Annotated in this window: 19 protein-coding genes; 6 read left to right on the forward strand and 13 right to left on the reverse strand. The window is 64.3% G+C overall.

Translation table 11 applies throughout. From position 1 onward, the window contains the following. The first annotated feature begins 9 nt into the window (after positions 1-9). From trpC to ACQZ5H_RS05945, 3 genes are read left to right on the forward strand one after another with little or no spacing between them, the layout of a single operon-like run. Positions 10-822 (forward strand): indole-3-glycerol phosphate synthase TrpC, encoded by an 813-nt coding sequence (gene trpC, locus ACQZ5H_RS05935; RefSeq protein WP_449097031.1) that lies wholly within the window; start codon positions 10-12, stop codon positions 820-822. 1 nt (position 823) lies between these two features. Beyond that, positions 824-1324 carry a cyclic pyranopterin monophosphate synthase MoaC gene (gene moaC, locus ACQZ5H_RS05940; RefSeq protein ID WP_449097032.1) on the forward strand — a complete coding sequence of 167 codons (501 nt, stop codon included), beginning with the start codon at positions 824-826 and terminating at the stop codon, positions 1322-1324. After that, entirely contained in the window at positions 1321-2547 is a 1227-nt protein-coding gene (locus tag ACQZ5H_RS05945) for a molybdopterin molybdotransferase MoeA (RefSeq protein ID WP_449097033.1), read from the forward strand. The genes moaC and ACQZ5H_RS05945 overlap by 4 nt, the downstream gene beginning before the upstream one ends. Here ACQZ5H_RS05945 and ACQZ5H_RS05950 read toward each other — a convergent pair. Next, positions 2516-3757 (reverse strand): multidrug effflux MFS transporter, encoded by a 1242-nt coding sequence (locus ACQZ5H_RS05950; protein ID WP_449097034.1) that lies wholly within the window; start codon positions 3755-3757, stop codon positions 2516-2518. The two genes, ACQZ5H_RS05945 and ACQZ5H_RS05950, sit on opposite strands and share 32 nt — an antisense overlap. Further along, entirely contained in the window at positions 3754-4212 is a 459-nt protein-coding gene (locus ACQZ5H_RS05955) for a MarR family winged helix-turn-helix transcriptional regulator (RefSeq protein WP_449097035.1), read from the reverse strand. The genes ACQZ5H_RS05950 and ACQZ5H_RS05955 overlap by 4 nt, the downstream gene beginning before the upstream one ends. A 528-nt stretch (positions 4213-4740) precedes the next feature. On the opposite strand from ACQZ5H_RS05955, the gene ACQZ5H_RS05960 reads away from it, so the two are divergent. Together ACQZ5H_RS05960 and ACQZ5H_RS05965 are read left to right on the forward strand one after the other, a co-directional pair. Next, entirely contained in the window at positions 4741-4929 is a 189-nt protein-coding gene (locus tag ACQZ5H_RS05960) for a hypothetical protein (RefSeq protein WP_112716245.1), read from the forward strand. A gap of 107 nt (positions 4930-5036) precedes the next feature. After that, positions 5037-5741: an SDR family oxidoreductase gene (locus ACQZ5H_RS05965; RefSeq protein WP_130278308.1), complete on the forward strand. Its 705-nt coding sequence runs from the start codon at positions 5037-5039 to the stop codon at positions 5739-5741. Between the two features lie 41 nt (positions 5742-5782). On the opposite strand, the gene ACQZ5H_RS05970 is transcribed toward ACQZ5H_RS05965, so the two are convergent. The 5 genes from ACQZ5H_RS05970 to ACQZ5H_RS05990 form a co-directional block, all read right to left on the reverse strand. Further along, on the reverse strand, positions 5783-6409 hold the full coding sequence (locus tag ACQZ5H_RS05970; protein WP_449097036.1) for a class I SAM-dependent methyltransferase: 627 nt from the start codon (positions 6407-6409) through the stop codon (positions 5783-5785). A 39-nt stretch (positions 6410-6448) separates the two neighbouring features. Then, a complete protein-coding gene (locus tag ACQZ5H_RS05975; protein WP_449097037.1) occupies positions 6449-8410 on the reverse strand; it encodes a DEAD/DEAH box helicase in 1962 nt (653 codons plus the stop codon). Between the two features lie 110 nt (positions 8411-8520). Next, positions 8521-10383 carry a CHASE2 domain-containing protein gene (locus tag ACQZ5H_RS05980; RefSeq protein WP_449097038.1) on the reverse strand — a complete coding sequence of 621 codons (1863 nt, stop codon included), beginning with the start codon at positions 10381-10383 and terminating at the stop codon, positions 8521-8523. A gap of 6 nt (positions 10384-10389) precedes the next feature. Beyond that, positions 10390-10911: a FecR domain-containing protein gene (locus tag ACQZ5H_RS05985; protein WP_449097039.1), complete on the reverse strand. Its 522-nt coding sequence runs from the start codon at positions 10909-10911 to the stop codon at positions 10390-10392. Positions 10912-11047: 136 nt separating this feature from the next. Continuing rightward, a complete protein-coding gene (locus ACQZ5H_RS05990; protein ID WP_449097040.1) occupies positions 11048-12184 on the reverse strand; it encodes a citrate synthase in 1137 nt (378 codons plus the stop codon). A gap of 84 nt (positions 12185-12268) precedes the next feature. Here ACQZ5H_RS05990 and ACQZ5H_RS05995 point away from each other — a divergent pair, with 84 nt between their 5' ends. After that, positions 12269-13357 (forward strand): citrate synthase/methylcitrate synthase, encoded by a 1089-nt coding sequence (locus tag ACQZ5H_RS05995; RefSeq protein WP_449097041.1) that lies wholly within the window; start codon positions 12269-12271, stop codon positions 13355-13357. A gap of 35 nt (positions 13358-13392) precedes the next feature. Here the strand turns inward: ACQZ5H_RS05995 and ACQZ5H_RS06000 are convergent, their stop codons facing one another. The 6 genes from ACQZ5H_RS06000 to ACQZ5H_RS06025 all read right to left on the reverse strand — a co-directional run bounded on the left by ACQZ5H_RS06000 (position 13393) and on the right by ACQZ5H_RS06025 (position 20193). Beyond that, entirely contained in the window at positions 13393-15231 is a 1839-nt protein-coding gene (locus ACQZ5H_RS06000; protein WP_449097042.1) for an ABC transporter ATP-binding protein, read from the reverse strand. A gap of 221 nt (positions 15232-15452) precedes the next feature. Next, on the reverse strand, positions 15453-15923 hold the full coding sequence (locus tag ACQZ5H_RS06005) for an SRPBCC family protein (protein ID WP_449097315.1): 471 nt from the start codon (positions 15921-15923) through the stop codon (positions 15453-15455). 70 nt (positions 15924-15993) lie between these two features. After that, positions 15994-17622, reverse strand: coding sequence for a CTP synthase (locus ACQZ5H_RS06010; protein WP_112716267.1), 1629 nt, complete (start codon positions 17620-17622; stop codon positions 15994-15996). A 141-nt stretch (positions 17623-17763) separates the two neighbouring features. After that, a complete protein-coding gene (gene secG, locus ACQZ5H_RS06015) occupies positions 17764-18309 on the reverse strand; it encodes a preprotein translocase subunit SecG (protein ID WP_112716269.1) in 546 nt (181 codons plus the stop codon). Between the two features lie 93 nt (positions 18310-18402). Further along, the gene (tpiA, locus tag ACQZ5H_RS06020) at positions 18403-19173 is read right to left on the reverse strand and encodes a triose-phosphate isomerase (protein ID WP_112716271.1); all 771 of its coding nucleotides are present in this window, start codon (positions 19171-19173) and stop codon (positions 18403-18405) included. 135 nt (positions 19174-19308) lie between these two features. After that, a complete protein-coding gene (locus ACQZ5H_RS06025) occupies positions 19309-20193 on the reverse strand; it encodes an alpha/beta hydrolase (RefSeq protein WP_449097043.1) in 885 nt (294 codons plus the stop codon). Positions 20194-20288 lie beyond the last annotated feature (95 nt).

A 20288-nucleotide genomic window follows, 5' to 3' on the forward strand; every position in this document is an offset into this window, starting at 1 on the left:
GATTGCCCGATGACCGATATCCTGAAGAAGATCGAAACCTATAAGCGCGAAGAGATCGCCGCCGCCAAGGCCAAGGTGTCGCTTGCCGACCTGAAAGCGATGCAGGCCGGCCAATCGGCACCGCGCGGCTTTCACAAGGCGCTCGCTGCCAAGCGGGATGCCGGCGAGTTCGGCCTGATTGCCGAAATCAAGAAGGCGAGCCCGTCCAAGGGCCTGATCCGCCCGGATTTCGATCCGCCGGCGCTTGCCAAGGCCTATGAGAACGGCAGCGCCGCCTGTCTTTCGGTTCTGACCGATACGCCGAGCTTCCAGGGCGCGCCGGAATTCCTGACCGCTGCCCGTGCCGCCTGCTCATTGCCGGCGCTGCGCAAGGATTTCATGTTCGAGACCTACCAGGTCCACGAAGCTCGTGCATGGGGTGCAGACTGCATCCTACTGATCATGGCATCGCTGAGCGATAGCGATGCCGAACGCCTGCAGGACGAAGCCTTCGGGCTCGGCATGGATGTTCTGGTCGAAGTCCACGATGCCGAGGAAATGGAGCGGGCGCTGAAGCTCTCTTCCCCGCTCGTGGGCATCAACAACCGCAATCTGCGCACCTTCGAAGTCAGCCTGACTGTCAGCGAACAGCTATCGGCCATGGTGCCCGACGATCGTCTACTGGTCGGCGAAAGCGGCATCTTCACCAATGCCGATTGCAAGCGCCTGCAGGCCTTCGGCATCAATACCTTCCTCGTCGGCGAGAGCCTGATGCGCAAGGATGATGTCGCAGCCGCCACCCGCGCGCTGCTGTTCGGCGAAGCCGCAATCGCGGCTGAATGACATGAGCGGCGACGAGCCCCGCCTGACTCATATAGGCGCCTCCGGCGAGGCGAACATGGTCGATGTCGGCGACAAGGCCGAAACGACGCGCATCGCCACGGCCGAAGGTCACGTGCGGATGGCGCCCGAAACCGTGGCGCTGATCCGTGACGGTAATGCCAAGAAGGGCGATGTCATCGGCACTGCCCGCCTGGCCGGCATCATGGCCGCAAAGCAGACCTCCAGTCTCATTCCGCTCTGCCATCCGCTGATGCTGACCAAGGTCAGCGTCGAGATCGAGGAAGATGCCGCCCTGCCCGGCCTGCGCGTCACCGCGACGGCAAAGCTCACCGGTAAGACCGGCGTCGAGATGGAAGCGTTGACCGCGGTCTCCGTCGCCTGCCTGACGATCTACGACATGGCAAAGGCGGCAGACAAGGCGATGGAAATCGGCGGCATCCGCCTGCTGGAAAAGTCCGGCGGCAAGTCCGGCGACTTCCGTCATCCGGAGGCCGGCCGATGAGCAGCCTGTTGCCGGTAGCCGAAGCCCAGGCCCGCCTACTCGGCAGTGCATCGCCCGTTTCAGAGCATGAGCCCGTGGCACTGGCTGAGGCCGATGGCCGCGTGCTGGCAGCCGATCTCGTTGCCCGGCTGACCCAGCCGCCCTTCAATGCTTCCGCCATGGATGGTTACGCCCTGCGCCGCGAGGATGCGCCGGAGCCCGGCGCAGAGCTTCGCGTCACCGGCACCTCTTCCGCCGGTCACGCCTTCGAGGGCACGGTCGGCAAGGGCGAAGCCGTCCGCATCTTCACCGGCGCACCGGTGCCTGAGGGCGCCGACAGCGTGCTTCTGCAGGAAGATGCCGAAAAGATCGATGGCGGCGTGCGTACAAAATTCCCGGTGCGCCAGGGCCAGCATATCCGCCCGCGCGGCCAGGATTTTCTGGAAGGCGAACCGGTGTTGCTCGCAGGCACGGTGATGGATTTCAGCAGACTGACGGTCGCTGCCGGGATGAACCAGCCGGAGATGCAGGTGCTGCGAAAGCCGCGCGTCGCGATCCTCGCCACCGGCGACGAACTGGTCACGCCCGGAAGCAAGCCCGGCCCCTCGCAGATCATCGCGTCGAGCACCTTTGGCGTTTCCGCTCTCGTGCGCAATGCCGGCGGGAAGGTGCTCGATCTCGGTATCGTCCCTGATGACAAGGCGGCCATCACCGCCGCGATCCGCAAGGCCGAAGTGGCAGGCGCCGATGTCATCGTCACGCTCGGCGGCGCCTCCGTCGGCGACCACGATCTCGTTCAGTCGACCATGGTTGCTGCAGGCATGACGCTCGATTTCTGGCGGATCGCCATGCGGCCCGGAAAGCCGCTGATGGTCGGCAGCCTCGGCAAGATCCACGTTCTCGGCCTGCCGGGAAACCCTGTCTCGACGCTGGTCTGCGCGCTGCTCTTCCTCGAGCCACTGGTCCGCAAGCTCGCCTCGCTGCCGCCGGTCAAGCGTGAGATCGTCGCGGAAGCGGCCGTCGAGCTCGCAGCCAACGACCAGCGCCAGGATTATGTCCGCGCCACACTCGCAAAATCGCCATCCGGCGCATGGCAGGCAAAGCCGTTCGGCAAGCAGGATTCGTCGATGATGAAGATCTTCGCGGCCGCCGATTGCCTGATCGTCCGTCCGCCGCATGCGCCCGCACTTTCCGCCGGTGCGGCCTGCCCTGTCATGCTGCTGCGCCCCGGCCTGCTGCCGTAGCGTCGCTCGCCTTCACGCCGATCCAGAAGCAGCTCTGCGCCAGAATGCTGGCGCCGACGAGAACGCTGGCCGCCGCCAGGCCCGGATCGCCGCCGATGCCTGCCAGCGCCGTGCAGACGGCTCCAACAGCCATCTGCGTTGCGCCATAGAGGCCGGAAGCCGAGCCGGTGACCTTCGGATTGACACTGACGGCAAGCGTCAGCGCATTCGGCGAAGCCACGCCCGCACCGATCGTATAGACCATGATCGCCGCCATCATCGGCAGCAGCTGGAGTTCGCCGCTCGCTGCCAGCGTCAGGAACGCGAGTGCAGCACCGATGCTGACGAGGTTGGAGATCACCATCAGCCGCTTCATCGCAAAGCGCCCGATCAGCCGTGTGGCGATCATGCTGCCGATCCAGTAGCCGAAGATCAGCAAAGCAAGGCAGATGCCGACCTCGGTTGCCGGCCGGTGCAGCTCGTTCATGACGATGAAGGGTGCCGATGCGGTAAAGGCATACATCGACGTCGTCGCGCATCCCCCGCCGATCGCGTAGCCAACGAAAGCCGGTGAGCGCAGCAGGCCGAGATAGTCGCGGCTCAGCGACTTGACCGAGGTCTCGGCATTTCGCCGTCCGGTCTCCGGCACCAGCTTCCAGGTCATCAGCATGTTGAGAATGCCGAGCGCACAGAGCGCCACGAAGATCGAGCGCCAGCCAAGCGTTGCCGCAAGCGCCCCGCCAGCGATCGGCGCAAGACCCGGGCCGACCGTCACCATCAGGTTCATCACCGCCAGCCGCTTGGCTGTATCGTCAGCCGTCGAGGTGTCGCGGACAATGGCTCGGGCGATGACAAGGCCGGCGCAGCCGCCGAGCGCCTGGAAAAGCCGGGCGGCGATCAGCGCATGGACGCTCGGCGAAACGAGTGCTGCGAGCCCCGCAAGCGTATAGAGCACCAGCCCGCTCATCAGCACCGGACGGCGCCCATAGCGGTCCGAGAGCGGGCCATAGACAAGCTGCCCGACGGCAAGGCCGAAAATATAGAGGCTGACCGTCATCTGCATCTCGCCGATGCTGGCGCCGAGATCGGTTGCGGCCGACGGCAGAGCCGGCACGAAGATGTGCATGGCAAGCGTGCCGCTGAAGGTCACGAGCGCCAGCAGCCAGACGGGAACGCTCTTCGGCGATATCAACGGCGCGGCATCGGCCAGCCGGCCAGGATGGGAATTCACGATACTTGCTCCTCGCTGGGGCGGGAAAAGACGGCTGAGATATGTTCGAGCACGCGGAAGGCCGTCTCGACATCTTCGCGCTTCAATCCGGCGAGCGCCTCTTCGCGCACGCTCTGCGCCACACGCTCGACGTCAATGACGGTGCGACGTCCTGCCTCGGTGAGCACGATCGCCTTGGCGCGCCGGTCCTCCCCTTCCTGCCGTTCGACGAGACCCGCTGCCTCCAGATTGTCGATCAGCCGCACGACCGAGGAATTATCGAGCGACAGCGAGGCCGCCAGCGCCTTCTGGTGCATCGGTGTCGCCGACCGGGAGATGCGCAGCAAGGGCAGCCAGGTGGCTTCGGTGAGACCAAACGGCTGCAGCTTCTGATCGGCGGCGCGGCGCCAGAGGCGCCCGGCCTGACCGACAAGCGTGCCGAAGGTGGCGAGAATTCTATCGTGCTCGGGAGGCATGAGACATATCCGTTGATATCGCAATAGATGACATATCATCTAAATTGGCGCAAGAATGCGCCGACATGAAATATTCTCGTCCTGCGATGGAGAAATGCGCCGCCGCCGACCTGAAATGCTGTGGCCCTAGAAGGCTCCTGACGTGACATAGAAGACCGCTGCCCAGGCGAGGATCGCCAGTATTCCCAATCCGATAATCAGTAGGCGCATGAAACATTCCTGTGTTTGCGGCACGAACTACGCAAGGTGGAATGTTTCGGATCAGTCGCAGGCAAGTAAAACACGCTGATTCGCGCAAAGGTCGTGTCACGGCGACGTCACGCGACACCAACGGCGTCTTATGGTTACCTGATCGTGAGGCGTCCGACCCGCCTCCGAACCTCCAATTCAATGCCCGTTGCACTTCGGCGGGCGGCCTGATGCAAGTCGGCGGACCTGCGAGGGCAATAGGGCTCGCCTGTGTTTCGCGTGGCGAGCCCATTTTTTTCTTTCGTCATCCGTTGTCTCAAGGGATCTCAGAGTAAAGCCATGCGTTCGATCAAAGATTCAGACCCCGATCTTGCCGTGTTCCTCAAGCTTCGCATGCAGGAGATTTTCCTGCGGCTGAAGAGCCAGGGATGGAGCGATGCCGATATCGGCGTGGCGCTCGACGAACTCATCGTCCGCTTCGAGCGGAACCGGGAGCCGGAGGATATGCGCCTTCGCCTCGCCATGTAGCCGGCCACGTTTCCCGCTCTCGCCTTCCCGGCACCGGAATGATATCACGGCACCCGTTATTTGGACGCGGCGCCGGGTTCCGGCGCGCATAGGCAATGGAGGCGAGTATGGCGGTTGAAAAGGTAGCATTGGTCACGGCAGGTGGCAGCGGCATGGGTGCTGCGGCGGCGAAACGCCTGGCAGCCGACGGCTACAAGGTCGCGATCCTGTCCTCTTCGGGCAAGGGCGAAGAACTCGCCAAGGAACTCGGCGGCTTCGGCGTCACCGGCTCCAACCAGTCGAACGACGACCTGCGCAAGCTGACCGATCGGGCGCTGTCCGAATGGGGCCGCATCGACGTGCTCGTCAATAGCGCCGGTCATGGCCCGCGTGCGCCGATCCTCGAGATCACAGACGAAGACTGGCATCGCGGCATGGACGTCTACCTGATGAACGTCATCCGCCCGACGCGGCTCGTCACGCCGCAGATGCAAAAGCAGAAATCAGGCGTGATCATCAACATCTCCACCGCCTGGGCATTCGAGCCGAGCGCGATGTTCCCGACCTCGGCGGTCTTCCGCGCCGGTCTGGCGTCCTTCACCAAGGTCTTCGCCGAGACTTATGCGGGCGACAATATCCGTATGAACAACGTTCTGCCCGGCTGGATCGATAGCCTTCCGGCAACCGAGGAACGCCGCGACAGCGTGCCTATGAAGCGCTACGGCACCAGCGAGGAAATCGCCGCCACCATCGCCTTCCTGGCATCCGACGGCGCCGGTTACATCACCGGCCAGAACCTGCGCGTCGATGGCGGCCTGACCCGCTCCGTCTGACAAATGCTGGCGCCCGTTCGCGTCGTGCGGCGGGCGTCACTTCAAGCGAGCGTATAGACGCCGCTTTCCGTTTCCCCTTCACCGAAATCTGCGACGGCGTAACTCGCCAGAAGCTTCAGCTTGGCGCGCGGCAGCGGCTTGCGCCCGGGATCGCCGATCAGCACCTCGATACCGGCATCCCGGCAGCGGCGTAGGAATGCGAGGCTGCGTTTAGCAAGCGCCCGGTTATAGAAGAGATCGCCGGCAAGAATGACATCGGCCGCAGGCGGCGGACCATCGAGCAGATCGGATTGCAGCACCGCCAGCGTCACGCCATTGGCGGCCGCGTTGAGACGCGTCGCCGCGATCGCATAGGCATCCGTGTCGATCGCCGTAACACGCGCCCCACCCATGGCCGCAGCAATTGCGACGATGCCGGAACCGCAGCCGAGATCGATGACGTCGCGGCCACGCACGCATTCGGGATGAGAAAGTAGATGGCGCGCCAGCGCGCTGCCGCCGGCCCAGTGATAGGCCCAGTAAGGCGGCTCGCCGCCTCCACCAGGGAGACGGCCAAGCCGGCTTGCGGAATGCGCCGCATAAAGTCTGATCTCCGGCACCGACGGTGCCCGACGAATCTCGAGATTTCTGATGATGAAGGCTTCGGCGTCTTCAGGGGTGACCGGCATCAGCGCCTCACACTGGCAATGTGCCGGTTACCACTGTTGTCAGCCCTGCTTCTTCTTGGGGAACTTGCCCTTCGGCGCAAAGCCACCCTTGCCTTCAGGCTTGCCCTTGCCCTCGAATTTCGGCTTGCCTTCAAACTTCGGCTTGTCGCCGAACTTGGGCTTGTCGCCGAATTTCGCCTGGCCCTCGAACTTGCCCTTGCCGGGCTTCTTGCTCCAGGGCTGGTCGCTGCGCTCGGGCGTACCTTCGGCCTGGAAATCCTTCTTGAACTTGGCCTTCGGCCGGTCCTCGCGGAAATCGTCGTCGCGGCGTGCCTCATAGGCCTTCTTGCCCTGCGGCTTGCCGGCGGCCGGCTTGCTGAAATCGGGCATGCCGTTCAGGCGATTGACGCGGATGCCGCGTTCCATCGTCTTGTTCGGGCCGAGCGCCTTCAGGAAGGCTTCGGCATTGTCGGCCGCGATCTCCACGAAAGTCTCTTCCGGCTGCATCTTGATCGCGCCGATTTCGCGCTTCGTCAGATTGCCGTTGCGGCAGATCATCGGAATCAGCCAGCGCGGCTCGGCATTCTGCTTGCGGCCGACCGAGAGCGAGAACCAGACGCTCGGGCCGAAATCGTCGCGCGGACCCTTCTGGCTCGGCTCGCGCGGACCATCGGCATTGTCGCGGCGCTTGCGTGCACCGCCGTCGAGCGACACTTCGGTAATGTCCTCGGGTGCCGACTGGTTGGAGCGGTAGAGCCGCACGAAGGCTGCTGCGAGCTTCTCGGGGCCATAGTTGGCGATCAGCTGGTTGACGAGGATTTCGTCGTCCTGCACGTCTGCATCGCTAAGGATCGGATCGGCCAGCAGCCGCTCGTCGTCGCGGCGCATGACCTCCTCGGCAGACGGCGGGCGCGCCCAGGTCGGCGAGATGCCGGCACCGTCGAGGATACGCTCGGCCTTGCGGCGGGCATTGAGCGGCACGATCAGCGCGCTGACGCCCTTGCGGCCTGCACGGCCGGTACGGCCGCTGCGATGAAGCAGGGTTTCCGGGTTGGTCGGCAGGTCGGCATGGATGACGAGGTCGAGGCCCGGAAGGTCGATGCCGCGGGCGGCGACGTCGGTCGCGATGCAGACCCGCGCCCGGCCGTCGCGCATCGCCTGCAGCGCATGCGTACGTTCATTCTGGGTGAGCTCGCCGGAGAGCGCGACGACGGAGAAATTGCGGTTGTTGAACCGCGCCGTCAGGTGATTGACGGCCGCGCGCGTCGAGCAGAACACAATGGCGTTCTTCGCATCGTAATAGCGCAGCACGTTGATGATGGCGTTTTCGCGGTCCGAAGGCGCCACGGCCAGCGCGCGATATTCGATATCGACATGCTGCTTTTCTTCCGACTGCGTCGAAATGCGCACGGCATCGCGCTGGTAGCTCTTGGCAAGCTTGGCGATCGCCGCCGGTACCGTTGCCGAGAACATCAGCGTGCGGCGGTCATCCGGTGCTGCTTCGAGAATGAATTCGAGATCTTCGCGGAAGCCGAGATCGAGCATCTCGTCGGCTTCATCGAGCACCACGGCCTTCAGCGCCGACATGTCTAGCGCCTTGCGGCGGATATGATCGCAGAGACGGCCAGGCGTGCCGACGACGATATGGGCGCCGCGCTCCAGCGCCCGGCGCTCGCTGCGGATATCCATGCCGCCGACGCAGCTGACGATCAGCGCACCGGTCATTTCATAAAGCCATTCCAGCTCGCGCTTCACCTGCAGGGCAAGTTCGCGGGTCGGCGCGATAACAAGCGCCAGCGGCTCGGCGGCCGGCTCGAAGCGGTCATTGTCTTCAAGCAGCGTCGGAGCGAGCGCCAGACCGAAGGCAACGGTCTTGCCGGAGCCGGTCTGGGCGGAAACAAGTGCGTCGGAAGCGGCCAGCGCCGGGTCGAGCATCGCCTGCTGAACCGGGGTCAACGTCGTATAGCCGCGCTTCGACAACGCCTTGGCGATCGCCGGAACGACGCCGTTAATCTCTGTCATGTGATCTGTCTTTCGGAATTTTCAGGCGCACCTGCGCCTTGGCCGGGATCAGCCCGGCCGGACGGTTGCGCGTTCCTATCTCTTCGCGCGCAAAAAGTCAAAGTGCGAGATCATGCCGCCTGCTGGCGCCGCAACCAGACCTCGATGCCCCCGGCCCGGCCACGGATCCGCGTCTCGAATGGTCCCTCCAGCACACCGCCCGCCGGTGGCGTTCCACCGGCAGAAGCTGCGTGAACCAATGCGGCACTGAAAGCGATCTCCGAGCCGCGGCTCGCAGCCACTTCCATCAGCCTGCTCGCGACATTGACGGTATCGCCCGTCGCCGTGATCTGCTGGCGGTTGCCGGTGCCGAGACGCGATGCCACGACTGGCCCGCAATGCACACCGATCTTGAAGCTGATCTTGCGGCCGTCAGGAATGGCGGGATTGGCTGCAAGCCAGCTGCGGGTGCGCTCGGCAAGCGCCAGCGCGCAGGCCGCCGCCCGCGTCGCGTCATCCGCCTGCGGCTCCGGCAATCCGAACAGGATCATCGCGCCATCGCCCATGAAGCTGGTGATCGCCCCGCCATGCGCCCGTGCTTCCTCATCGACGAGCTCGAAGAAGCCGCTCAGGATTTCGCGCACGGCGACCGCTCCGACCGCCTCGCTCATACCGGTAAAACCCGAGAGGTCGATGAAGATCACCGCCGCGTTCTGCCGGACGGGCTGAGAGAGGAACGAGGGATCGCGCGCCAGCCATTCACCGAGACCAGGCGCCTCGATCCGCTGCAGCAACTCGCTCTGCGCCGCAAAATGCCGTGCACGGCTGCGGTCGGCGAAAAGCTGTACCGCACCGAAGATCAGCGCCGGAGGTAGCGCCGCAGCAATCGGCAGCGCCGCGCTCAGCCAGTATCCCTGCCGGAAGGCGGCAACATTGATCATTGCCCAGGTGACAAACAAGAGCGCGATCAGCACGAAGCCGATCAGGCTGCGCCGCCAGGCAAGCAAACCGATGACCGCCAGCGGCAGCAGCACGGCGATGGTCGCGTCGAGCCGCCGGATATTGTGGTCGCGGATGATGCTGTCGCCCGCCACGAGATGCGTGATCGCCGTCGACATCACCTCGACACCCGGTAGGACCGGATCGAACGGCGTCGGGAACACATCGCCGCCGCCGGTGACGGTCGCGCCGATCACCACCACCTTGTCGGTGATCTCCTGCCCGCTGAGCTTGCCGTCCAGCGCATCGGCGATGCTGACCGTCGGGATCGTGCCGCGCGGGCCATAGAAGGTCAGCGGCAGCCGCTGGCCTGTATCGGTCGGGATTCGGGTCTCGGTGAAGGAAATGGCACCCGGCTGGAAAGCCGGGTCGTGCCCGACGGCCAGCGATGCAGTCCTGAGCGGGAAGGACGCATCGACTCGCCCCTCGCCGCGCGACAGCAGCGGAATGAAGCGCGGCACGCCGGTCTGGTCGGTCGCGACGTTGACGATCCCTGTTGCCGCCACATCGGCAAAGCGCTTCTGCGGCAGGAGCAGGCTTTGGGCCACCGGTATCGCCGCCAGCGGATCATTGGCCTCGCTGACAACGGTCTGGGCACTTTGCGGAAAGACGGCGGCGCCGGCGATGACCGAGGGCACAAGACGCAGCGCCGTGGTCAGCGCGCTGTCGCCTGCCTCACTGCCGGGATCGACGAACAGCAGATCGAGCGCGATGACCTTCGGCTTCAGCGCCGCGATCTCGGTCACGGCCTGCGCCAGCGTCGCCCGGTCGAGCGGATAGCCGTGCTCGGCGGCGGTCCGGTCGTCGATGGCCGCGATCGTTGCGACCGGCGGCGGCTTTCGTGCCCCGATCAGCGTGCTCTTCAGATCGGTGAGGGTGGCTTCGGGGCGATCGAGGAATGAGGCGCCGCCGGAAAGCTGCAGCGACCCGAGGAACGCTCCCCAGAGTGCCGCGGCAAGCAGTGCGGCGGTGACGATAACAGACTGGCGCGGCATCGGTTGCTACTGACCGAGGCGGGCAAGGAGTGCGGCAGCGCGAGGACCCGGCCAGCGGCGGACCTCGAGCGGCGCCGAGCCGCTGCGGATATCGACGCCCTCGCCCGGCCGCAGCACCACGGGATCACCCTGCGGGCGGCGCACGCCGACAGCGCCGCGAACGACGAGAACCGAAGTCTGCCCGCCACCGACATCGACCGCCCATTGCGTACCGCGCACGGCGGCGATCGCCTGCGGTGTCACCACCTGGAAACCGCCGCTGTGCCGGCTGCTGTCGACATCGACGAGAATGGCCCTGCGGCGGAGTGATACGCTATCGGGGCTGCCATCGCCATTGCGGTCGTGGAGCGTGAAGCTGGCGCCGGCCTCTGCGGTCACGGTGACGCCGCCCGGGCAGCGCAGGATGCGGCGGCCGCCATCACCGTTCTGCAGCGCGCAGCCATTGGTCTGCGCCATCACTGCGCCGGGCAGAGCAAGCAGGATGCATGCCGCGGCGGAACCGCGAAGGATTGCTGAAACCACGCCCATGATCCGTCCCCACATCGCTGAGACCTGCCGCCACTGCGCCATACAGAGGCGTCGTGCGGCCAGTCCGTTTCCCGGTTCGCCATCATAAAACAAAAGCTTGATCCCGTATGCAGAAAAGCGGCTGCCCTGGCAAGCGTCAGCCGATGACGGCAAGCGGCGGGCCGCAATAACGCGCCCGGGGGCGGATGAGATGGCCTCCCTCGACCTGCTCCATCGCATGCGCAAGCCAGCCGCAGGTGCGCGCCAGCGCAAAGATCACCATCGGCGCATCCTGCGGCAGACCGAAGCTCGCCGCCATTGCTGTCAGCGCGAAGTCGACATTGGCCTGCTCGCCGGTCATCGCCTCACCGGCCTGGCGCAATTCCCGGAACACCGGCGGCAGTTCGAAATGCACAAAGAGTTCCGAAGCCCTGATGTCACCATCCGGGTACAGCGGATGCCCGAAGGCCGGAAGCGCATGCCCCTGAGACAAGGTTCGGCGCACGGCCGCCTCGGCACCGATGGTCTCTGCGAGCGCCGCAAGCCCAGCAGCACCCTGCCAGGCGCCGCCATGCAGCGGACCCGTCAGCGCCGAAAGGCCTGAGAGAACAGCTGCTGACAGCGCGGCACCGGATGAGGCCGCGACACGGGCGGCAAAGGTGGACGCGTTCAATTCGTGATCGGCAAGCAGCACCATGGCGCGCCGCAGGCAATCTGCGGCCTCCGGATTGCCCCAGGCGTCGGCAAGTTTCTCGTGGGTGAAATCGCCCCTGCCTGGCGCGAGCGCGGCGCTGATCGTTGCGAAGACCGAGATCGCCTCATTGCGCAGCACCATCCGCGACCGGCCAAGGCTCGGCAGATCGCGCGTCACCCGTGCGGCAAGCGCGCCGAATGCATCGCCGATCGAGGGCGTCCCGGCAATGGCAGCTGTCGCCGGGAGCGTCACGCCCGGCATGTCCCAAAGAAGTGCCGCGGCCGTTTCCAGTGTCGCCGACGCTGAAAGTGCCGCGGCATCGCGGCCGCGATAGTAGAGCCTGCCGTCGGCAATCGTCGAGACCGCCGAGGGCAGAACCGGGTCGCCCCACTGGATCGCCTCGGCGGCGACCGCCTCGCTCTTGCGCCGCCCGGCATGCCGCTCGGCGAGCCGGGCAACATCGGCGGTATGATAGAGGCTGCGGCGCGGATCGGCGGGATCCGGCTTGGCGCGGATGCGGCCGCGGCTGACATTGGCGTAAAGCGTCTGCGGCTTGGTGCCGAGACGCGCCAGCGCCTCGTCGGCTGAGAGCCAGGACATGGAGGCCTCACATTGATCAATTGCGTCAAGATTGACGTCAACTAATCTAGGCTCGATCTTTACTCCGGTAAAGGAGAAACACCGATGAAGAATGGTCTTGAAGACGTCATTGCCGCCGAAACCCAGCTGTCGGATGTCGATGGCGAAGCCGGCCGGCTGATCATCCGCGGCGTATCGCTGGATGACCTCGTGGCGAACAGCACCTATGAGAGCACGGCGACGCTGCTGCTCGATGGCATGATGCCGGAGGCACTCACCGAAGAAGAGCTGCGTCCGCGCCTTGGTCTGGCCCGCAGTGAGGTTTTCGCGCATGTCGCCACCGCTGACAGCCAGATTCTCGCCCTGCCGCCTGTTGACGCCGTGAGAGCCCTCCTCGCCCGCCTGCAGGATGGCGATGGCGTCGATACCGCCGTCCGCCTGATGGCCGCCCCCGCCGTCTTCCTGCCTGCCGTATTGCGGCTCCAGCAGGGAAAGCGTCCGATCGAGCCTGACGCCACCCTGTCGCAATCGGCCGACATCCTGAAGATGCTGACGGGCCAGCATGCGAGCCGCGAGCAGACAGCGGCTCTCGACGCCTATCTCGTGACGATTTCCGATCACGGCCTGAATGCCTCGACCTTCGCAGCCCGCGTCATCGCCTCCACCCAGGCCGGACTGACGTCATCAGTGCTGGCCGCAGTCAGCGCCCTCAAGGGCCCGCTGCATGGCGGCGCGCCCGGCCCGGTACTCGACATGCTGGATGCGATCGGTACGCCCGCCAAGGCTGAGACATGGCTTGGCGACGCGCTCGATCGTGGCGAGCGGCTGATGGGCTTCGGCCACCGCATCTATCGCGTCCGCGATCCGCGCGCCGACGCCCTCAAAGGCGCCCTGAAGCCGCTGACGGCGACGGGTCAGGTGGATGCCAACCGTGTCGCGCTTGCCGAGGCTGTCGAGGCTGCGGCGATCTCGATCCTGAAGGAGCGAAAGCCCGACCGGCCGCTCGACGTGAATGTCGAGTTCTACACGGCGCTGCTGTTGGAAACGCTGGGCTTCCCGCGCGAGGCCTTCACCGGCGTCTTCGCCATCGGCCGCACAGTTGGCTGGATCGCCCATGCCCGCGAACAGGCGCTGCGCGGCCGGCTGATCCGCCCGCGCTCGGTCTATGTCGGCCCGCTGCCGAAAGCCGCCTGACGCAAAAGCCCGGCGCTCCGGCGCCGGGCCTTTTCTCAATCTCCGGAATCGACCCCGAGAAAGCCGCCGGACTGGCGCGACCAGAGCCGGTGATAGATGCCGCCTCGCGCCAGCAGGTCCTGATGACGGCCTTCCTCGGCAATCCGGCCCCTATCTAGGACGACGATCCGGTCAATGCGGGCGATCGTCGACAACCGGTGCGCGATGGCGATCACCGTCTTGCCGTCCATGAAATCGTAGAGCGTGTCCTGGATTGCCGCCTCGACTTCGGAATCGAGCGCCGAAGTCGCTTCGTCCAGTATAAGGATGGGAGCATTCTTCAGGATGGCGCGGGCGAGCGCGATGCGCTGGCGTTGGCCGCCCGAAAGTTTCACCCCACGCTCGCCGACATGGGCATCATAGCCGCTGCGGCTCTGCTGATCGCGCAGGCCGGGAATGAAACCGTCGGCATGCGCCTTTGCTGCCGCCGCCTCGATCATCGCCTGCGGCAGGTCCTCGCGTCCGTAGGCGATGTTGTCGCGCACCGAACGGTGCAGCAGCGCCGCATTCTGCGCCACCATGCTGAAGCACCCGCGCAGGCTCTCCTGTGTCACCGATCGGATATCCTGGCCATCGACGGTGATCAGCCCGCTCTCCGCCTCGAAGAAGCGCAGTGCCAGATTGACGAGCGTCGATTTTCCCGCACCCGAGCGGCCGACAAGCCCAACCCTCTCCCCGGCGGCGACATGCAGGCTGACACGGTCGAGACCGCCCTGCCCCTTGCCATAGTGATGGCTGACGTTTTCGAAGCGCAGCGTCCCGCCATCGAGCCGCAACTCCTTGGCATCAGGTGCATCGGGAATGTCGACAGGTTGAGCGATTGTGCTGAGCTGGTCGCGCGCCGCACCCATATGGTTGAACAGCGACGCCACCGCATCCAGCAGCCATTCGGCCATGGCGGTGATGCGGAAGCCGAGAGCAATGGCGGCGGCGACCATCCCGAGCGGCGCGCTTCCCGCCTGCCACAGCAGGATCGAATAGCCGATGAGGCTGACCATCAGCAGGCTGCTCAGAAACACCATGCTGCTGTTGACGGTGACCTCAAGCACCTGCGACCGGATGAAGGCTCGTCTGGTGGTGTCGAGATGACGCCTGCTGTCACGGTCCTCGTCCTGATCTCGCGAAAAGAGCTTGATCGTGTCGATATTCGAGAATGTGTCGACCAGCATGCCAGACAGTGCCGAATCGGCCTCCTGAAAGCGCTGCGACGCCTCCCTGACGCGTGGGATGATATAGGCCATCAGCGCGAAATAGAGGCCCACCCAGATCAGCATCGGAATGACCAGCCTGATATCCACCGAAGCCATCAGCAGGAAGGAGCCGGCGATATAGATCGCGACATAGGTGATCGTGTGAATGACGGAATAGGCTACACCGGTGGCGCTATTCCCAAGTTCCTGAACGCGCCAGGCGATGCGCCCGGAGAAATCGTTCTGGAACCATCCGACGGACTGCCGTTTGACATGCCGCAGCGCCCGCCAGCGGATCATCGCCACCGCGTTCGGCCGGAAGACGATATCGTCGAGCCCCTCGTTGAGCACTGCCGTGCCCGGGCGGACAACGAGCAGCAGGAAGGCGGCGAACATCAGCTCGCTGCCATGGCGCTCCCAGAGTTCGTCTGGGCGGATGGCCGCCAGCGTATCGACCAGTCGGCCGGAATAGCCGATCAGCCAGACTTCGAGGACGGCGCCAATTGCGGTCAGCGCCAGGCTTGCGGCGACAGTGCCGCGCAGCGGCTTCAGTGTGGAGAAGATGAACGGCCAGACGCGGCCGGGCGGCGTATCATCGGCATGGGATTTGAAAGGATCGGTCAGCTCTTCGAAGCGACGAAACATGAAGGCCCTCCATGGGGCAGGATGATGTCATTTGATGATGGGCCGAACAGGCAGCCCGAACGGCAACGCTGTTCAGCGGTTGTTTCCGGTGCCGTTGGTTTTCATCAAACGATCTCCCCATGGGTCGCTTCGCGCCGGGATAGCCCGGCGGATACTCAAGTTTCTACCATCTCCGGCTGCGTCTGTGATCCCCTCCACGCCCGCAGGCCGAAATCCTCCCGTCAGCCGCCGAGATAGTCGGCGAGCTGCTGCAGCGTTTCCCGGCAGCCCATCTCGTTGTCTTCGAGACGGATACCCGGTGGAATGTTCTCCGTCACCATCGTCACTTCCGTGCCATCACTGACGGCGAGTAAGTGCGTGCTGACGATCATCTCACCAGAAAAATCGGCGTCGGCGCTGTCGAAGGTCGTCGCCCACACGATGAGCGTATCCGGAGTGAGCCTGGCGAACCGACCGGAGAAACGGTCCGTCTTCTCCGACGTCTTGCCGGTCATCTCGCCCTCATCGTCGGCATAGATCAGCGACATGCTGAACGCCCCGCCTTCCCGTCCCTCGAAGGCATGGACGACGCCACGCATATCACCGGGAGGCAACCAGGCCGCAACGGCATCAGCGTCGAGAAACGCCGCGTAAATAGCGGCGGGAGGCGCATGGATGACGCGGGAGACGGTCGTGGTGCGGAGAGATTTCATGCCGCCCAAGATAGCGGCGGCCACCATATTTTAAAGGCCGCCTCGAATGAACGAGGCGGCCTTTGCAAAATCACACCAAGCGGCTCTGCTCGGTTGCCGCCTCGATGAAGCTGGCGAAGAGCGGATGCGGGTCGAGCGGGCGGGACTTCAGTTCCGGGTGGTACTGAACGCCGATGAACCAGGGATGGTCAGGATATTCGATCGTCTCGGGCAGCACGCCATCAGGCGACATGCCGGAGAAGACGAGGCCGCAGTTTTCCAGCCGGTCCTTGTAGTCGATATTGACTTCGTAGCGGTGGCGGTGACGCTCGGAAATATCGGTCGAGCCATAGATGTCGGCGATCTTGGTGCCCTTCTTCAGGGCCGCCTTGTAGGCGCCGAGACGCATCGTGCCGCCGAGATCGCCCGAAGCGTTGCGCTTCTGCAGTTCGTTGCCCTTGACCCATTCGGTCATCAGGCCGACGACCGGCTCCTTGGCAGGCCCGAATTCCGTCGAGGACGCATCTTCGACGCCGGCAAGGCTGCGGGCCGCTTCGATGACGGCCATCTGCATGCCGAAGCAGATGCCGAAATACGGCACCTTGCGCTCGCGGGCGAAACGCGCCGCCAGGATCTTGCCCTCGGAGCCGCGTTCGCCGAAGCCGCCGGGAACGAGAATGCCGTGGACCTTCTCGAGATACGGCGCCGGATCTTCCTTTTCGAAGACTTCGGACTCGATCCATTCGAGCTTGACCTTGACGCGGTTGGCGATGCCGCCGTGATGCAGTGCCTCGATCAGCGACTTGTAGGCGTCCTTGAGACCCGTGTACTTGCCGACGATCGCGATCGTCACCTCGCCCTCAGGCGTGCGGATACGGTTGCAGACTTCTTCCCACTGGTCGAGACGCGGCTTCGGAGCCGGTTCGATGCCGAAGGCGGCGAGCACTTCGTTGTCGAGGCCTTCCTTGTGGTAGGCCATCGGCACGTCGTAGATATTGGCGACGTCGAGCGCCTGGATAACGGCCGACGGGCGGACGTTGCAGAACAGCGAGAGCTTGCGGCGTTCCGCTTCCGGGATTTCCCGGTCGGCGCGAACAAGCAGGATATCGGGGTGAATGCCGAGCGCCTGCAGTTCCTTTACGGAATGCTGCGTCGGCTTGGTCTTCAGTTCGCCCGCTGCCGGAATATACGGCATCAGCGTCAGGTGCAGGTAGATCGCCGTGCCGCGCGGCAGGTCGTTGCCGAGCTGGCGGATCGCTTCCATGAACGGCATCGCCTCGATGTCGCCGACCGTGCCGCCGATTTCGCAGATGACGAAGTCGTAGTCGTCATTGCCTTCGATGACGAAATCCTTGATCTCGTTGGTGACGTGCGGAATGACCTGGACGGTGGCGCCGAGATAGTCGCCGCGGCGTTCCTTGTCGATGATGTTCTTGTAGATGCGGCCGGTGGTGATGTTGTCGGTCTTGGTCGCCGAACGCCCGGTGAAGCGCTCGTAGTGGCCGAGATCGAGATCGGTTTCCGCGCCGTCGTCGGTGACGAAGACTTCGCCGTGCTGGGTCGGGCTCATAGTGCCCGGGTCCACGTTCAGATAGGGGTCGAGCTTGCGAAGCCGCACCCGATAACCACGGGCCTGCAGCAACGCTCCGAGAGCCGCGGCCGCAATTCCTTTACCGAGAGAGGAAACCACGCCGCCAGTGATGAATACGTATCGCGCCATGGGAGTCACCGGATACCTTCTCAAAAACGATTCCACCAGCCCAAAAATTCTTTTCCAGAACTTTTGGCGCCAGCGTGAAATCTGAACAAAAGAAAACCGGCAGACCCTTGGGCCTGCCGGCGGTTTATTTCGCTGACCGGTTTATTGTCCGGTCGGTACGCCACCCGGCTGGGCCGGAGCGGCAGGAGTAGCGGGCGTTGCCGGCGCCGGCGTTGCGGCCGGAGCGTCTGCGGCCGGAGCCGTAGCAGCCGGTGCCTGGGCAGCGGGAGCGGCCGGAGCCGATGCAGCCGGTGCCTGAGCGGCCGGTGCAGGTGCAGCAGGAGCCGGAGCAGCTGCGCCGCTGTTCGGAACGCCGTTATTGGCCGGCTGATTTGCCGGAGGCTTTGCGCCGCCGCCCAGCGAATCAAGAATGCCGTTGCCCTGACCGCTCGTTGCCGGAATACGGTTCAGAATGTCGGTCGGGTTGCCCTGGTAGCGCGTCAGAATGCCGAGGCCGAGCGACGTCAGGAAGAACAGGGTCGCCAGGATCGCCGTCGTGCGGGTCAGGGCATTGGCCGTGCCGCGCGCCGACATGAAGCCGGAACCGCCGCCGATGCCGAGGCCGCCGCCTTCCGAACGCTGGATGAGCACCACGCCGACAAGCGCCAGCACGATCATGAGGTGGATGACAATCAATACGGTCTGCATGGGTCCAGTCCTGCCCGCAAACGGCGGGCATCGAATAAAAATCTGGCGCTCTTTACATGAGGCGTTCGCCTATTCCAAGCCCTTAGCTCAGATTTAGGCAGTGAGTTCCTTGTATGCGCCGTAGATGGCGAGGAAGTCGGCCGCTTTCAAGCTCGCGCCGCCGATCAATGCGCCGTCGACATTGGCAACGCCCATCAGCTCCTTCGCGTTCGAAGGCTTGACAGAGCCGCCATAGAGAATGCGGACCTTCTTGCCTTCGGCGCCGAAACGGGCCGTCAGCTCGGCGCGCATGAAGGCATGCGCCTTCTCTACGTCCTCGACAGTCGGCGTCAGGCCGGTGCCGATCGCCCATACGGGTTCATAGGCAATCACGGTATTCTCGGCGTTCGCCGCTTCAGGAACCGAGGCCGAAAGCTGGCGCTTGATGATATCGAGCGTCTGGCCGGCCTTGCGTTCGTCGGCGGTCTCGCCGATGCAGATGATCGCCGTCAGTTCGGCCGCAAAAGCGGCTTCCGCCTTGGCGCGGACCAGATGGTCGGTCTCGGCATGATCGGTGCGGCGCTCGGAATGGCCGACGATGACATAGGTGCCGAAGCAATCGGCAATCATCTCGGCGGAAATATCACCCGTATGGGCGCCTGACGGCTTCTGGTGGCAATCCTGCGCGCCGATCGCCAGCGGGCTGTCGGTGCAGAGCGCCGTCGCCACGTAGAGCAGCGTCGCCGGCGGGCAGATCAGCGCTTCGACCTTCGACGAGAGCGGGCCTTTGACACCTTCTGCGATCGCCTTGATCTGATCGAGGGAGTCGCGGGTACCGTTCATTTTCCAGTTCCCCGCCACGAGCGGACGCACGTCAGGTGTCATGCCAAGCCTTCCACATTTTTCCGGTATGCTGCGGCCTTAGCAAAAGCAGCAGCGAATGAAAAGCTTTCCGCCCCTTACGTAAGGGAAAAAGACGGTTTCGCGTGCAGAATGCTTAAAATCGGCTCGCCGATTTGCCTAAGAAGCCAGAATCCAGTTCAGCACCTTGCGCCAGTCGATCATCCGGATCGGCGTTCCGTGGTTGCCGGTATCGAACAGCGTGAAGCGCGTCGGATATTTGGACTTGTAGAGCGCCTCGAACAGTCCCTGCTGGTCGGTCGCTGCATAGACCGGGTCGCGGCTGCCATGGGCGAAATACATCGGCAGCTTGGCCTTGTAGAAGGCGCTCTTGGTGAAATCGGGATCGGTCACGCCGCTCATGATCAGCATGCCCTTCAGCCGCTTGACGCTCGCCGCATCGCGGGTGACGCCCCAGCAGATCTGGCTGCCCATCGAGGCGCAGGACAGGATCACCGGCCGCCCGCCCGATTTCTCGCTGGCATAGCGGATCAGCTCGACGATGTTGGCGACGCCGTCGCTGTCGAAAGTCCTGACCGTCGGCGAATAATAGGTGCCGCCATTTCCGGCGACGAGGTTCTTTACCCGGTTGAAGTTGCCGCCGAAGGTGAAGTCGTTGGCGCCGAGCCTGCGCGTGCCGTCGCGGCCGTGAATGAAGATCACGGTGAAGGCCGCATTGTCGATCGGTCCCACCCTGGTGACATCAATCCGGTGCCCGTCTAGTGAAAGGGTTTCGTCCTGCTGCAGCTTGCGGATACCGAGCGACACATATTTCTGCTGGACCCGCTGCTCCGGGATCTGGTCGCGGCCGTTGATATCGCGCATTTCGTCGTAATTGATGGTTTCGAAGGCGCCGTTATCGGACGTCTGCATCACAGTCTGCGCCGAAAACAGCTCGTCCTTGTAGGGCGGCAGCGCGTCCGCCGTAGCACTGCTTATGGTGCCGGACAGCAAAAAGGCCGCAATTGCGGTGATAATCATGCAATGACTTGTGGACATTTTCATGCGAGCGGTTTCCTCAGAGATAAGTCCGCTTGCCATTCCGCGCCCGGCAACGCAAACCAATTCTAGAGAATTCCGCCAAATCGGGCGGCGTCGCG

The sequence above is a fragment of the Rhizobium sp. 21-4511-3d genome (genome assembly GCF_053522545.1).

What these genes read in the sequence shown, in the direction of transcription:
- ACQZ5H_RS05955 (WP_449097035.1), bottom strand. Translation starts at nt 4,212, where the DNA reads ATGCCTCCCGAGCACGATAGAATTCTCGCCACCTTCGGCACGCTTGTC.
- ACQZ5H_RS05985 (WP_449097039.1), bottom strand. Translation starts at nt 10,911, where the DNA reads ATGGGCGTGGTTTCAGCAATCCTTCGCGGTTCCGCCGCGGCATGCATC.
- tpiA (WP_112716271.1), bottom strand. Translation starts at nt 19,173, where the DNA reads ATGACACCTGACGTGCGTCCGCTCGTGGCGGGGAACTGGAAAATGAAC.
- ACQZ5H_RS05995 (WP_449097041.1), top strand. Translation starts at nt 12,269, where the DNA reads ATGAAGAATGGTCTTGAAGACGTCATTGCCGCCGAAACCCAGCTGTCG.
- ACQZ5H_RS06000 (WP_449097042.1), bottom strand. Translation starts at nt 15,231, where the DNA reads ATGTTTCGTCGCTTCGAAGAGCTGACCGATCCTTTCAAATCCCATGCC.
- ACQZ5H_RS06005 (WP_449097315.1), bottom strand. Translation starts at nt 15,923, where the DNA reads ATGAAATCTCTCCGCACCACGACCGTCTCCCGCGTCATCCATGCGCCT.
- ACQZ5H_RS05965 (WP_130278308.1), top strand. Translation starts at nt 5,037, where the DNA reads ATGGCGGTTGAAAAGGTAGCATTGGTCACGGCAGGTGGCAGCGGCATG.
- ACQZ5H_RS05960 (WP_112716245.1), top strand. Translation starts at nt 4,741, where the DNA reads ATGCGTTCGATCAAAGATTCAGACCCCGATCTTGCCGTGTTCCTCAAG.
- ACQZ5H_RS05945 (WP_449097033.1), top strand. Translation starts at nt 1,321, where the DNA reads ATGAGCAGCCTGTTGCCGGTAGCCGAAGCCCAGGCCCGCCTACTCGGC.
- ACQZ5H_RS05990 (WP_449097040.1), bottom strand. Translation starts at nt 12,184, where the DNA reads ATGTCCTGGCTCTCAGCCGACGAGGCGCTGGCGCGTCTCGGCACCAAG.
- ACQZ5H_RS06025 (WP_449097043.1), bottom strand. Translation starts at nt 20,193, where the DNA reads ATGAAAATGTCCACAAGTCATTGCATGATTATCACCGCAATTGCGGCC.
- ACQZ5H_RS05970 (WP_449097036.1), bottom strand. Translation starts at nt 6,409, where the DNA reads ATGCCGGTCACCCCTGAAGACGCCGAAGCCTTCATCATCAGAAATCTC.
- ACQZ5H_RS05980 (WP_449097038.1), bottom strand. Translation starts at nt 10,383, where the DNA reads ATGCCGCGCCAGTCTGTTATCGTCACCGCCGCACTGCTTGCCGCGGCA.
- ACQZ5H_RS05975 (WP_449097037.1), bottom strand. Translation starts at nt 8,410, where the DNA reads ATGACAGAGATTAACGGCGTCGTTCCGGCGATCGCCAAGGCGTTGTCG.
- ACQZ5H_RS06010 (WP_112716267.1), bottom strand. Translation starts at nt 17,622, where the DNA reads ATGGCGCGATACGTATTCATCACTGGCGGCGTGGTTTCCTCTCTCGGT.
- trpC (WP_449097031.1), top strand. Translation starts at nt 10, where the DNA reads ATGACCGATATCCTGAAGAAGATCGAAACCTATAAGCGCGAAGAGATC.
- secG (WP_112716269.1), bottom strand. Translation starts at nt 18,309, where the DNA reads ATGCAGACCGTATTGATTGTCATCCACCTCATGATCGTGCTGGCGCTT.
- moaC (WP_449097032.1), top strand. Translation starts at nt 824, where the DNA reads ATGAGCGGCGACGAGCCCCGCCTGACTCATATAGGCGCCTCCGGCGAG.